This window comes from Kutzneria sp. NPDC052558, assembly GCF_044547355.1.
Lineage (GTDB): Bacteria > Actinomycetota > Actinomycetes > Mycobacteriales > Pseudonocardiaceae > Kutzneria.
Genome location: NZ_JBIUAG010000010.1, coordinates 282363 through 295382, shown reverse-complemented (window position 1 = coordinate 295382; position 13020 = coordinate 282363). Strand labels below are relative to the sequence as shown.

General features: G+C 71.8%; 12 protein-coding genes. 7 read left to right on the top strand and 5 right to left on the bottom strand.

Going from position 1 to position 13020, the window contains the following annotated elements; translation table 11 throughout:
• Positions 1-86: 86 nt before the first annotated feature.
• Positions 87-782, bottom strand: a complete 696-nt coding sequence (locus ACIG5F_RS20390) for a TetR/AcrR family transcriptional regulator (RefSeq protein WP_396519560.1) — start codon at positions 780-782, stop codon at positions 87-89.
• A 138-nt stretch (positions 783-920) separates the two neighbouring features.
• Here ACIG5F_RS20390 and ACIG5F_RS20385 point away from each other — a divergent pair, with 138 nt between their 5' ends.
• From ACIG5F_RS20385 to ACIG5F_RS20365, 5 genes are all read left to right on the top strand, one after another.
• Positions 921-2090 carry an MFS transporter gene (locus ACIG5F_RS20385; RefSeq protein WP_396519557.1) on the top strand — a complete coding sequence of 390 codons (1170 nt, stop codon included), beginning with the start codon at positions 921-923 and terminating at the stop codon, positions 2088-2090.
• A gap of 186 nt (positions 2091-2276) precedes the next feature.
• Positions 2277-2573, top strand: a complete 297-nt coding sequence (locus ACIG5F_RS20380) for a DUF1330 domain-containing protein (protein ID WP_396519556.1) — start codon at positions 2277-2279, stop codon at positions 2571-2573.
• A gap of 91 nt (positions 2574-2664) precedes the next feature.
• Positions 2665-4032 (top strand): purine-cytosine permease family protein, encoded by a 1368-nt coding sequence (locus ACIG5F_RS20375; protein WP_396519554.1) that lies wholly within the window; start codon positions 2665-2667, stop codon positions 4030-4032.
• A gap of 8 nt (positions 4033-4040) precedes the next feature.
• Positions 4041-4199, top strand: coding sequence for a KR domain-containing protein (locus ACIG5F_RS20370; RefSeq protein WP_396519552.1), 159 nt, complete (start codon positions 4041-4043; stop codon positions 4197-4199).
• 161 nt (positions 4200-4360) lie between these two features.
• On the top strand, positions 4361-4681 hold the full coding sequence (locus ACIG5F_RS20365) for an Lsr2 family protein (protein ID WP_396519550.1): 321 nt from the start codon (positions 4361-4363) through the stop codon (positions 4679-4681).
• A gap of 137 nt (positions 4682-4818) precedes the next feature.
• On the opposite strand, the gene ACIG5F_RS20360 is transcribed toward ACIG5F_RS20365, so the two are convergent.
• Together ACIG5F_RS20360 and ACIG5F_RS20355 are read right to left on the bottom strand one after the other, a co-directional pair.
• Positions 4819-5163: a hypothetical protein gene (locus ACIG5F_RS20360; RefSeq protein WP_396519548.1), complete on the bottom strand. Its 345-nt coding sequence runs from the start codon at positions 5161-5163 to the stop codon at positions 4819-4821.
• A 248-nt stretch (positions 5164-5411) separates the two neighbouring features.
• On the bottom strand, positions 5412-5840 hold the full coding sequence (locus ACIG5F_RS20355) for a hypothetical protein (RefSeq protein WP_396519546.1): 429 nt from the start codon (positions 5838-5840) through the stop codon (positions 5412-5414).
• A 172-nt stretch (positions 5841-6012) separates the two neighbouring features.
• On the opposite strand from ACIG5F_RS20355, the gene ACIG5F_RS20350 reads away from it, so the two are divergent.
• A complete protein-coding gene (locus ACIG5F_RS20350; protein ID WP_396519544.1) occupies positions 6013-10524 on the top strand; it encodes a protein kinase in 4512 nt (1503 codons plus the stop codon).
• Between the two features lie 22 nt (positions 10525-10546).
• Positions 10547-11353, top strand: coding sequence for a hypothetical protein (locus ACIG5F_RS20345; RefSeq protein WP_396519542.1), 807 nt, complete (start codon positions 10547-10549; stop codon positions 11351-11353).
• 193 nt (positions 11354-11546) lie between these two features.
• On the opposite strand, the gene ACIG5F_RS20340 is transcribed toward ACIG5F_RS20345, so the two are convergent.
• Complete coding sequence (locus ACIG5F_RS20340; RefSeq protein WP_396519540.1) at positions 11547-12773, bottom strand: beta-ketoacyl-[acyl-carrier-protein] synthase family protein; 1227 nt, start codon at positions 12771-12773, stop codon at positions 11547-11549.
• Positions 12770-13009, bottom strand: coding sequence for an acyl carrier protein (locus tag ACIG5F_RS20335; protein WP_396519538.1), 240 nt, complete (start codon positions 13007-13009; stop codon positions 12770-12772). Before ACIG5F_RS20335 ends, ACIG5F_RS20340 begins: the two co-directional genes overlap by 4 nt.
• Between the last annotated feature and the right edge of the window lie 11 nt (positions 13010-13020).

Sequence of the window (13020 nt, the reverse complement as noted above, 5' to 3'; positions counted from 1 at the left end):
CCTCCGACAGCTCGACAACCGATTTCGGATACACCGTAGCCGTAATACGGAGCGGCGGTCAAGCGGGCCGTCGGGGTGTGGTCGGGTCAGGCGCGGGCGTCGCCGGTCCGGACCGCTTCCAGGCCCGTGATGATCAGCCGCAGCCCGAATTCGAACTCGTCTTCCAGGGCCACCGGGAGCGCGTCGGCGACGGCGACCGTGGCCGGGAACCGGTCCGGGTCCAGTCGGTGTAGCCGGGCGGACACGTCGGTGTCCTCACGGCGCTGGGCGGCGGCGTCCTGGTTCAGCTGCATCGCGAAGCCGAGCACGTGCCGAGCCAGCGTCGAGTAGGCCCGCGCCGCCAACGCGGGCGAGAACCCCGCGGCGAGCAGGAGCGCCAGGGCGCGCTCGCGGTGCAGCAGGGCGTTGGGGCCGACGGGGACGTGCTCGCCGATCAGCGGGGCCGCGTTGCGATGCCTGCGCAGCACCTCGAACATCGCCGCCGCCAGCGCGCCGCACGCGTCCTGCCAGGTCGCCGCTTGTTCTGGGTCGACGTCGATCTCGCCGAAGATGCGGTCGACCACCTGCGCGAGCAGGTCCGCGCGGCTGTCGAAGTGCCGGTACAGCGTCGCCGTGCTCGACTCCAGCCGCTGGGCCAGGGCACGCAGGGACAGCGCGTCGGCGCCTTCTTCGTCGAGGATCGCCAGCGCCGCCGCGACGATCTGCTCGCGCGGCATTGCCGGGCGGCCGGGGGCGCGTCGGCCGGCGGAGGTCGCGCCGCGGCTGTTCGGGGATGGTGGCACGCGTCAAGTATGTCCGGGCTTGACCGTGCCCGACAATATCGGCTACAACGTAGCCATTAATGTTTCCGTCCAGTGGCCGCCGCGGCGTGCCGAGCGAGGAGTCGCATGCGAGCCGGTCCAGCCGGTCGACCGCGACCGGTGACGTCGCGCCGGGCGGCGTTCCGGATCGTCGCGGCGGCCTTCGCCGTGACGATGTCCGGCACCACCCTGCCCACTCCGCTGTACCCGCTCTACCAGCGCGCGATGGGCTTCTCGACGCTCACCACGACCGTCGTCTTCGCCGCCTACGCGGTCGGCGTCCTGGCCGCGCTCCTGCTCGTCGGCCGCGCGTCGGACGTGATCGGGCGACGGCGCACCCTGATCCCCGGCCTGGCCTGCGCCGCGTTGAGCGCGATCCTGTTCCTCGTCGCCGACGACGTCGGGACGCTGATCGCGGCGCGACTGCTGTCCGGGCTGTCGGCGGGCATCTTCACCGGCACCGCGACAGCCACCCTCGTCGACTTCGACGATGACCGTGGCCGCGCCACCCTGGTCGCGGCGGTGGCCAACATGGGCGGGCTCGGCGCTGGACCGCTCGTGTCCGGTCTCCTGGCGCAGTACGCACCCGGCCCACTGCGCCTGCCCTTCCTGGTCCACCTGCTGCTGGTCCTCGCGGTGGGCTGGGGCATCAAGGCGATACCCGAGCCCGTCACCGTCCGCAGCCCGCGTGAACTGCGCATCACGCGCCTGGCGGTGCCCGCTCCGATGCGGACGACCTTCGCCAAGGCCGCGGTCGCCGGTTTCGCCAGTTTCGCCGTGCTGGGCCTGTTCACCGCCGTGACACCGCTGTTCCTGCGCACACTGCTCGCCGTCCCCGCCCCCGCGCCGGCCGGCCTCCTGGTCTGCTGGCTGCTCGTGGCGTCGACCTTCGGCCAGGCCGTTCTGGTCCCACGACTGCGCGCGCACGCCCTGCCGGTCGGATCGGGCACCCTGGCCCTCGGCGCGCTGGTGCTCGCCGGAGCCCTCGCGGTCGGGTCGCTTCCACTCCTGCTCGTCGCCACAACCCTCGCCGGACTCGGCCAGGGCACCACCTTCCGCGCCGCGCTCGCGCTGCTGACCGCGGCAAGCCCACCCGACCGGCGCGCCGAGGTCGCGTCCAGCTTCTTCGTCGTCGCCTACGTCGCCATCTCCGCGCCAGTCGTGGGAGAGGGCCTGGCGGCGCAGCTGGTCGGCCTGCGCACGGCCGGCGTGGGGTTCGGCGTGGCCGTCGCCGCGCTCGCCGCCGTCACGACGGCCTGCTTCCGGCCGACGGCGCCTCCCGCACCCTGAACGTTTCCCAGCTCGCTGCTCGGCGTCTGGACCGCCAGAACTCGATGGCGGTCACGGGCACAGGGATGGACGTCGCCGCCGGCTCCGCGACCACGACGGTCGTAGTTGACGACCGTAAATCACGGGGCGAGGGCTTCGGCGACCTGGGTATGTTTCTGATCATCAATCCCGAACGCAGGAGGAGCCGTGGCCAAGGGCTACTGGGTCAGCGTCTATCCCGCCATCGCGGACCCCGAGAGGCTTGATGCCTACAACGAACTGGCCCGTCCAGCCGTCAAGGCCGCGGGCGGGCGGGTGCTCGCCCGCGGCGGCAGCCGGGTCGTCGCACACGAAGCCGGAATCGCCGAGCGCGTTGTCCTGATCGAGTTCGACAGCTTCGAACAGGCGGTCGCCGCGCGCGCGAGTGCGGCCTACCAGGAGGCGCTGGCCGAACTCCCCGACGGCTTCGAGCGCGACTTTCGCATCATCGAAGGCCTCGACTGACGTCGTGTCCGCGCACCGGGAAAGGGGCTTACCCGGTCGAAACATCGCTGGTCTAGCGTTCCGGCGTCGAAGCGAGCAGAGGAGGCGCGCCATGGCGGTCTCGGCGGCAGGACCGGCGCGTCCGGGCGAGTACGGCGACCGGGTCGTCGCCGTCGAACCCGGCGACATCGAGCCCATCGCGGCCCAGGACAGACACGGCACACCACGTCAGCTGTTCTGGACGTGGTCCTCGCCGAACCTGGAGTTCGCCACGATTTTCGTCGGGGTGCTGGCGGTGTCGGTGTTCGGCCTGCCGTTCTGGCCGGCGCTGGCCGCGATCGCGCTCGGCAACGGCCTCGGCGCGCTGACCCACGGCGTGCTTTCCGCCCGCGGTCCACGGTACGGCGTGCCGCAGATGGTGCTGAGCCGACTCGGGTTCGGCTACTGGGGAAACCTCGTGCCAGCCACGCTGATGTCGGTCACGGCCGGCATCGGCTGGTTCGCCGTGAACAGCGTCAGCGGCGCGTTCGCCCTCAACACGCTGACCGCGCTGCCCCTGCCGGCCAGCCTCGCCGTGGTCGTGGCGATCCAGATCGGCATCGCGTTCTTCGGCCACAACCTGGTTCAGGCCTACGAGAAGTACGTCTTCGCCGTGCTGGCGGTGATCTTCGCGATCGTCGCCGTAGTCACCTTCGCCCAGTCGCACCCGAACGCGCCGGGCGGCAGCGGCGGCGTCGGCGGCTTCCTGCTCACCACCGGCGCGGCGTTCGGCTATGCGGCCGGCTGGAATCCCTACGCCGCCGACTACACGCGCTATCTGCCCGCCACGGTCAGCGGCCGGGCGGTCGGCTGGTTCGCCGCGCTGGGCCTGTTCCTGTCATGCAGCGTGCTGATGGCCGTCGGCGCCGCGGCCGCGACCATCGGCGGCGGCGCCGACGAGACTCCGACGGCCGCCTTCACCGGCCACCTGCCGGGCTGGCTGGCGGCGATCACGCTGCTGGCGATCGTGCTCGGGGCCGTCGCGGCGAACGCGCTCAACGTCTACTCGGGCGCGTTGGCGTTCCTCACCCTGGGCATCACGCTGCCGCTGGCCTGGCGGCGGGCGATCGTCGCGCTCGGCTTCGGCGCCGTCGGCTTCGTGCTCGCCCTGCTCGGCCTGTCCGACGCTGGCGCGGCGTACGAGAACTTCCTGCTGGTCATCTCCTACTGGATCGCGCCCTGGCTGGCCGTGATCCTCGTCGACCAGTGGCTGCGCACCGGCCAGGACGTCGCTCCCCTACTCGCCGACCGCTCGCGCATCGGCTGGCCGGGGCTGGTGTCGTTCCTGACCGGCGCTGTGGTCTCGATCGTGTTCTTCGCGAACCAGTCGCTCTACCTCGCGCCGGTGCCCAAGGCCATGCCGCAGGTCGGCGACATCACCTTCCTCGTCGGCTTCACCATCACGGGGGCGATGTACGCGATCCTCGGCCGCATCCGCTGACCGGCGTCGTGCACGCCGCCGCCAACGCCTCTCTCGACGCACTGGCCCGGCATCGAGCCGCCGCCGGCCTGCCCGCGGTGTCGATCGGCTGGGGTTGGTGGAGCGAGACCGGCATGACCGCCGAGCTGGGGCCGGCCGACCGCCGGCGGCTTCGCCGACTCGGGTAGACGCCGATGTCCATCGCCGACGGGCTCGCCCTCTTCGGCGCCGCGCGTTTCCGGGCGACCATCCGCAACTCCCACCCGTTCGAGTGACACCGCGGGCAGCGAAACCACGTCACGGGCCGGTACAACCGTACGTGCACCTTCAACCACGGGAGCCCTCGACCATGGCACAGAAAACGGTCGTCGAACTGATCGACGACCTGGACGGCAGCAGGGCCGGCGAAAGCGTGACTTTCGCCTTGGACGGCGTGGAGTACACCATCGACCTGTCCCGGGAGAACGCCGCGAAGCTGCGCGACACACTGGCCGAGCACATCGCCCGCGGCCGCCGCGTCGGCGGGCAGAAGCGGCGCGCCGCCGGCGCCGACCAGGAACCGTTCCAGACAATGCGGGAGTGGGCTCGGTCCAACGGCACGCAGATCTCCAGCCGTGGGCCCATCCCGGCCGAGGTGATCGCACAGTTCCAGGCAGCGCACCCCCGATAGGCGCCGAAGGCCGGCCGGCCACCCTGCACGTCGAACTGTCCGCCGGCAGGTATCGGGCGTGGTCGGCGGAGCCCGGCCAGGACCGTATGTCCATTATGGACGGCCAGGTCACACGGCCATCCACAATGGACAATGGGTCAGAAGCCGCAGGTGGTGTCGACGGTGCGGGCCAACTGCATGAGGTCAGGTGAGCCGGGATCGGTGTTCAGGGTGACGAACAAGGTCTTCACAGCGGCCACGCACGCGGTCAGGCCGTTGTTGCTCGCCGTCAGTGAACTGATCTGGCTGTTGAGGCTGTCAGCCTGGGCGTCGAGCCGGTCGATGCGCACGTTCGCGGCCGACAGCTTCTGGTTCGCGTCGGTCAACGACCGTTGTCGTTGGTCGAGCTGCTCGTGCAGGCCGGCGTTGGTGGTCTGCTCGTTCAGGTAGAGCACGAGCGTCGTGCCGGCCGCCGCCAAGGCGCACGCAACCACGGCGGCCACCACGGCAAGGGAAGTTCGGCTCCGGCCGCTCGCCGGCGGCGTCGGGCTCGTCGCTTCCGGCGGGGTCGGAGCGGGCATCGGGGCGAAGCGCGGGTCGTGGTGGAACTCCGGCGGCTGCGCGGACGGCGCGCCCGCGGCCGGTTGCGGACCGACGGATGCGGCTTGCGGCCCAGGGAATTCGGCGGAACGGGGGTCAAACATGACTCGATCCCTTCCCTATCAACTGGATTTCGTGACTGCCGGCGGGATCACCGCCAGATGCTGCCCTGCGCGTACCAGGCCTGCACGTCGTCGGTCATCAGCACGCGGATGACGGTGAAGGCGAGCAGCACGGCCAATGCCCCGGTCACCGTGCCGCTGAACACCGTGACCAGACCGCCGATGATGGTGATCACCTCGACGGTGGCGACAACCGGCCGCACCCACACCCGCGGACGCAGGGTGAACACGACACAGACCAGTAGCACCAAGGCGATCGCCATGCCGGCGTAGCCGGCGAGGTACGCCAGGCCGGCCTCGCTCGGTGCGCCGCCGTGCCTGGTGATCCGGTCGAGGTTGTCGACGATCAGCAAGCCCAGCACGCCGTTGCCGAGCGACTGGAGGACAAGGATGGCCACGGCGACGCGGAGCGGACGGGGCATCAAGGCCTGCTTCGTGTCGCTCGCGAGCTCGTTCATTACGACGCTCCTCACGTGGTTTCTTCGTGCTGGAGCAATGGTGGAAGCGGGCCCGTGACCACGACCAGTGGAAACTTCCGGTTTCCGCGGTGTCCCGTCGCCGGGCTCGATCGGGGGCCGGATCACGGGTAGGCTGCCGGCCAGGTCGAGCCTTGGTTTCCGGAGTGTGCCAATGGTTTCCGGTGCGGCAAGTTCCGAGGAGTCCACGTCGGCGGAGTTCGGGCCGTATCGCATTCTGGGGCTGCTCGGTCAGGGTGGCATGGGTGTGGTGCACCGCGCTCACGACATCAGGCACGACCGGGTGATCGCGCTCAAGCGGTTGCCGGTGTCCTTGGCGGAACACGAGTTTCGCGCCCGGTTCCGGCGTGAGGCGCGGATCGTGGCGGGTCTGCGCCACCCGAACGTGATCCCGGTCAACGACTTCGGCGAGATCGACGGGCAGCTGTTCCTGGACATGATGCTGGTCGACGGGACCGACCTGCGCCGCGCCGCTGGCGCCGGCACGGTCGACCCGGATCGGGCGGTCCAGTTGCTCACCCAGGTCGCGGCGGCCTTGGACGCGGCGCACGCGGACGGGCTGGTCCACCGCGACGTCAAGCCGTCGAACATTCTCATCGACCGGGACGGGCACGCCTTCCTCGCCGACTTCGGCATCGCGCGGGACGCCACCCCGGAGGCGACCGCGCTCACCGCGTCGGGACAACTGCTCGGATCATGGGACTACATGGCGCCGGAACGGTTGTCCGGCGGACCGGTGGACGGTCGCGCCGACCAGTACTCGTTGGCGTGCGTCCTGTTCGAGTGCCTCACCGGACGGTTGCCCCATCCGGCCATCGATCCGGCCGCCAAGGTGGCCGCGCACCTGCTCCAACCGCCACCGGCGCCGTCGGTGTTCGCACCGACCGTCACGCCCGCCCTCGACACGGTCGTGATGCGCGGCCTGGCCAAGGATCCGGCGCGTCGCTTTCCGACCGCGACCGCGCTGATGACGGCGGCGCGGTCGGCGTCCTACGCGGGCGAGACGCGGCTGGCCCCGAGCCCGACGCGGCTCGGTCCGGCCGCCCGCGAACGGGATCAGGCGCACCTGGTTCGCGCCATCCTGCGGGCCACGGCCGACCGTGAGCCGGCCGCGCGGCCGCGACCCGACCAACCACCGCCCTGCCCCTACCCCGGGCTGCGCGGGTTCGACCGCGCGGACGCCGACTGGTTCCATGGGCGCTCCCGCGTGGTGGCGGATCTGTTGGTACGACTGGCCGAACAGCTCGACACCGGGGAGCCGGTGGTGCTGATCGGCGCGTCCGGGGCGGGCAAGTCGTCGGTGCTGTGCGCCGGTCTGCTGCCGGCGATAGCCGCCGCCGACCGGTCGGACCAGCGGGCCTGGCCGCAGATCGTGCTCACGCCGGGCGCGGACCCGATCGGCGCCTTGGCGACCGCGCTCGCCGCCCGCACCAGCGTCATCGCCGAGCACTGGGCCGCGGTGATCCGGGATGCGCCGGCCGAGTTCGGCGCGCTGTGCGCGGGCGAGGTCGGTTCGGACCCGATTCGCCCGGTGATCGTGGTCGACCAGTTCGAGGAGTTGTTCACGCACGGCGTCCCGGAGCCGGTGCGGCGGGCGTTCGCCACGGCGCTGGCCAATGCCCAGCCGGCACTGGTCGTGCTGGCCGTCCGGGCCGATCAGGTCGAACGGTGCATCGAGTTGGCCCCGCTGGTGCCGGCGCTGAACTCGCCGGTGCTGCTGGGCCCGATGGACACGGTGGCGCTGCGCGAGGCGATCGTGCGGCCCGCCCACGATGTCGGGGTCGAGGTCGAGCCGGGGTTGGCCGAACGGCTGATAGCCGACCTCGGCGTGCACGGCGACGCCGGCTACGACCCGGGGGCGTTGCCCCGGCTGGCGCACGCCTTACGGGAGACATGGAATCGCAGTGACGAACGCGTCCTGACGTTGGCCGCGTACCGGCTCGCGGGCGGGATCGCCGGGGCGGTGGCCCGCACCGCCGAGGAGATCTACGCCCAGCTCGACCCGGCCATCCAGCGGGCGTTGCGCACGATGCTGCTGGGGTTGGTGGCGGTGTCCGAGGACGGCGCGCTCGCCCGGCGCCGGGTCGATCCGGGTGAACTCGTCGCGGCGGCCGGCGGGGCCGAGGTGCTGGACCGGCTGATTGCCGCCCGGCTGGTGACCGTCGACGAGTTCGGGGCCAGGCTGGCCCACGAGGCGTTGCTGTCGGCGTGGCCCCGGCTGCGGGACTGGATCGACGAGGACCGCGCCGGCCTGGTCCAGCACCGCCGGTTCGCCGAGGCGGTCCAGGCCTGGGTGGAGTCCGGCGAGCAGGCCGACGACCTCTACCGTGGGGTCCGGCTGGCCACGCTGACCTCCTGGCTGGAGTCGGCGGGCGGCCGGGTGCGGCTGCATCCCGTCGAGCAGGACTTCCTGGCCCGGTCGAGTGCCGCCGAGCAGGCCGCCGCGCTGGCCACCCGGCGCCGGACCAGACGGCTGCGTGTGTTGGTGGCCGCGCTGTCGGTGCTGCTGGTCGTCGCGTCGGTCACGGTGGTGGTGGCCACCCGGCTCCGCCAGGACGCGCTGAACCAGCAGGCCCAGGCCGAGGCCGCCGGCCGGGTCAGCCTGTCCCGGCAGCTGGCCGCCGAGTCCGAGCTCTACCGAGGCGTCGACCCCTTGCGGCTGGGGTTGTCCGCGCTGGGCGCTTGGCAGGCCGGCCAGACCGTCGAGGCCCGCAGCGCGGTGCTGAATGCCCAGCAGGACAGCTTCCGGGGCGAGATGGCGGGCCACACCAGCGCCGCGACCTCGGTGACGGTCAGCGCCGACGGGCGGGTCGCGGTCAGCGGCGGACAGGACGGCACACTGCGCTTGTGGGACGTCCCGAACCGGCGGGCCGTGGCCACCCTGGCCACGAACGGCTCGTGGTACCACGCGACGTCGATGTCCGCTGACGGCCGGCTGTTGGTCGCGCTGGACGCCGATTCGCGCATGGCGAGCCTGTGGGACCTCGGCCGCCGGGCGAAGATCTTCACCCCGCCGGGCGGGGAGTCCACGGCCGGCGCCGTCTCGGCCGACGGTCGGCTGTTCGCCGCGGCCACCACGCAAGGCCTGGGGATCTGGGACACGAGTTCGTTCGCGCGACTGGCCCTGCTCCCGGTGACCGCGTCGGCCGCGATGAAGTTCAGCCCGGACGGCGCCATGATCGCCGTGGGCGACCAGAAGGACATCGACGTGTACCGGGTGTCCGACGGCACGAAGCTCGCCACCCTCTCCGCCGCCACCAGCGGCTTCGTCATGTCCGTGGACTTCGACCGGAACGCCGATCAGGTGGTCAGCTGCACGTCCGACGGCGCGGTGCAGGTGTGGCGCACCAGCAGTTGGACCCAGGCCCAGGCGTTGCGGGCGGCGTCGAGCGATCTGGACGGGGGCGAGGCGCGCGTGTCCCCGGACGGCCGGTTGGTGGTGGCCAGCGGTGGCAAAACCGGCGAGCAGGTGCAGGTATGGGACACCGAGACCGGTCAACTGCTCCAGGACCTGACGCCGCCGGGCCAGTCGCTCGTCGGCGGCCTCGCGCTGACCGCGGACGGGCACACCATGGTGGGCTCCACCTATGCCGGCCCCATCGCGGTGTGGGCGCTGGGTCGGTCGATCCTGCCCGCCATCACGACCGCCGCCGTCACCGCGACGGCCTTCCAGCCGCGCGGCCATCTCCTGGTGACCGCCACCGGCGACAACTCGATACGGTTGTGGGACACCACAACCGAGGGCTTGGTCCGGTCGCTCACCGGTGACGACGCCGAGGTGGATTCCGCCGTGTTCAGCCCGGACGGCCGCGAACTGGCGACGGCCGACAAGAACGGCACGCTCGTCGTCTGGGATCCGGCGACCGGCGCCGAACTTCACCGATACGTCGTGCCTGACACCAACCTCATGAGCGTCGCGTTCAGCCCGGACGGCGCCAAGATCGCGGTGTCGGCCAACACGACGACCAACGATGCCACTCAGGACAAGGTGCTGCTGCTCAAGACGGCGGATCTGTCCGTGCTGGCCCAGCACGCCACCGCGCAGGAGCCGCACAACGACATCCCCGGCATCGGCACGACGGGCAACTCGCCCGGCAACGTCGCGTTCAGCCCGGACGGCCACACGCTGGCGGTGGCGATGCTCGGCGGCCGGATCGGGTTGTGGGACATGGCCGATCCCGCGGCCGCGTGGCAGACGCTGCGCGGGCATGACGGTCCCGTCACCTCCGTGGCGTACAGCCCGGACGGCAAGATCCTGGCTTCCGGCGGCAACGACAACCTCGTGCGGTTCTGGCGGGTGGGGGACGGCCAACCGGTCGGCGCCATCGCCCACAACGCCGGCGCCGGCGTGCGCCAGATCGCGTTCAGCCCGGACGGCGCCACCCTCGCCACCATCGCGCTGGACACGGTGCTACGCCTCTGGGACGTCCGGACGTTGCAGCCGATCGCCCAACTCGACCGGTCCGGCGGCATCCTCAACGATGTCGCGTTCGACCCGAGCGGGCAGCGCGTCGCCACCGCCAGCGCGGACGGCGCCACCCGGCTCTGGGACGTGGACACCGATGACGCCCTGCGTGCCCTGTGCGGTCTGGTCGACCGTGCCACCCTGGCCCAGCAGTGGGCCAAACTCGGGCCCGACCACGGCCCGGCGCCGACCTGCCGATGATGCGAGGAATGCCATGCCGCTGGTGACCGTGCGGGGTGCCGGACTGCCCGACGTGGTCCTGGGCCCGGGGGAAACGCTGGTGTTCGGACGGGCTCCGCAGCTCTCGCCCGGACCCGGCTGGGTCGCCATGACCCTGCCGGACTGCCCACCGCACGTCTCCCGGCAGCTCGGTGAGCTCGTGGTGGCCGACACCAGGGTGACGCTGCGCTGGCTGGGCTCCGGCGAGGCGCAGTTGTCCAGTCTGTTCAACGCACCCGGCGGCGCCCGCAGGGTGGGCATGACGCGGTCCATGTCCGCCTTGCTGGACGAGGGCGAGAACCAGCTGGTCCTGTTGCTGGGCCGGCAGGACGCCGCCGGCCGGCTGACCGATCGGCTGCTCACCATCGAGGTCGAGGGGATCTCGGCCGGCCGGCCGGCTGTGTCGGACCCGCCGGCCGGGTCGACCGAGACCGAGACCGAGGCCGGGCCGAGCCTGGTCCGCAAGAGCCGTGACTGGTACGTCGCGCTCGCGCTGACCGAGCCGTGGCTGGTTGGCCAGGACGACTATCCGCGACCGCCGTCGAATCGGGAGATCTACGAGCGGGTGCTGCACTGGCACCGGTACGCCTGGAACCTGCACCGCCCGCAACGGGTGGACGACGCAATCCGGATCATCTCCGCGCTCGCGTTCGGGGTGCGCGACGACCCGTTCCTGGCCCCACATCCCGGGCGGTTGCAGAACGTCCGGGGCGCGGTCGCCCGGCGGGCAGCCGAGTTGCGGCTGGTCACCCAGGCGGATCTGGCCGAGGTGGAGCGGGAGGCCCGGTCACGGGGCGAGGACAACCGCTGACACTCCGGGCCTCTGGCCAAGGTCTTGTGGTCCGGTCGCCGAGCGTCGTGAGGCAGGTGCCCGACGGCGAGACCTGCTGGCTGAACGGCCCGCCTGGCCGCCGCGCATCGAACCTCCGTTCAGTGAACGCGTGGAAACATCGCGCATGTGGTCCGGGCTGACCCGCGACAACGAGGTGCTGCACCCGAAGTCGTCATGTCGCGGTGAGCACCAGCACTGCGTTGTGGCCGCCGAAGCCGAACGAGTTGCTCATCGCCACCTCGCCGCGATGCGCTCGCGGCGTGTCTCGGACGAGGTCCAGCTGGTTCGACTCGTCGGGGCACACCAGGTTGGCCGTCGGCGGCAGTTGTCCTTCCCGCAGCGCCAGTAGCGAGTAGACGGCCTCGATGGCGCCGGAGGCGCCCAGCGTGTGGCCGGTCACGCCCTTGGTGGAGCTGACGGCCACACGGTCGCCGAGAAGGCGGTGCACGACCGCGGCCTCGATCGCGTCGTTGAGCCGGGTCGACGTGCCGTGCGCATTGACGTAGACGACCTGGGAGGCCGGCAGGTGCGCGTCGGCGAGGGCGGCGCGCATCGCGTGCTCCGCGCCGGCGCCGGTCGGATCCGGGGCGGTGACATGGTGGGCGTCGCAGCTCGCGCCGTACCCGCGTACGAAGCCGTGCACGCGGGCCCCACGCGCCTGGGCCTGCTGCTCGCGTTCCATCACGACGACGCCCGCGCCCTCGCCGATCACGAACCCGTCGCGGTCACGGTCGAACGGACGCGAGGCCGTGCCGGCGCCGGCCGTTCCCCGTGACAACGCGCGAATCCGGTGAAACGCGGCGATCTGCAACGGAGTGATCGCCGCGTCGGCGGCCCCGGCGATCACCACGTCGGCGGCGCCGGCCCGCAGCAGGTCCCGGCCGACGCCGATCGCCGTGGCGCCGGAGGCGCACGCGGTGGAAACCGACAGGTTGGGCCCCCGGGCCCCGAACTCGATGGCCACCTGCGCGGCGGCCATGTTGGACAGGCACATGGGCAACGTGAGCGGGGAAACCTTGTGGGGCCCCGATTCGAGCAAGCGGGACTGTTGCGTCTCGCTGGTCGCAACGCCGGCCAGGCCGGTGCCGAGCACCACCGCGACCCGGGTCGGATCCCACGTCTCGATGTCGATCCCCGAGCTGGCAACGGCTTCCCGTGCGGCCAGCAAGGCGAGGTGGACATAGCGGTCCATGCCGCGGGCCCGTTGGCCGCCGAACAGCCGCCCGGCGTCGAAATCGGGCACGCGGCAGGCCATGTCGACCGGCAGGCCGGCGAGGTCCTCGTGGGCCAGGGCGGTCGACCTGCCTCGCAGCACCATCGACCAGTTGGCCGCGACATCCAGGCCGGCCGCGCTGACGACCCCGACACCCGTGACCGCGGCGGCGAATGCACCGCTCACCCGTTCGCCCCCTTCTCGCGCAGCAGGTCGATCACCTCGGAGATGCCGGACAACCGCGCGAACTCGTCGTCGTCGATGGCGACGCCGAACCGGTCGCCCAGCAACTCCCCCAGCTCCACCTGGGCCAGCGAGTCCAGGTCCAACTCCTCGAACGAGGCGTCCGCGCGCAGGGCGCCGGGATCGATGTCGAACGAGGCGGTCAGGATCGTGCCGAGCTGGTCGTAGATGGCGTCCATGATGTGCTCCT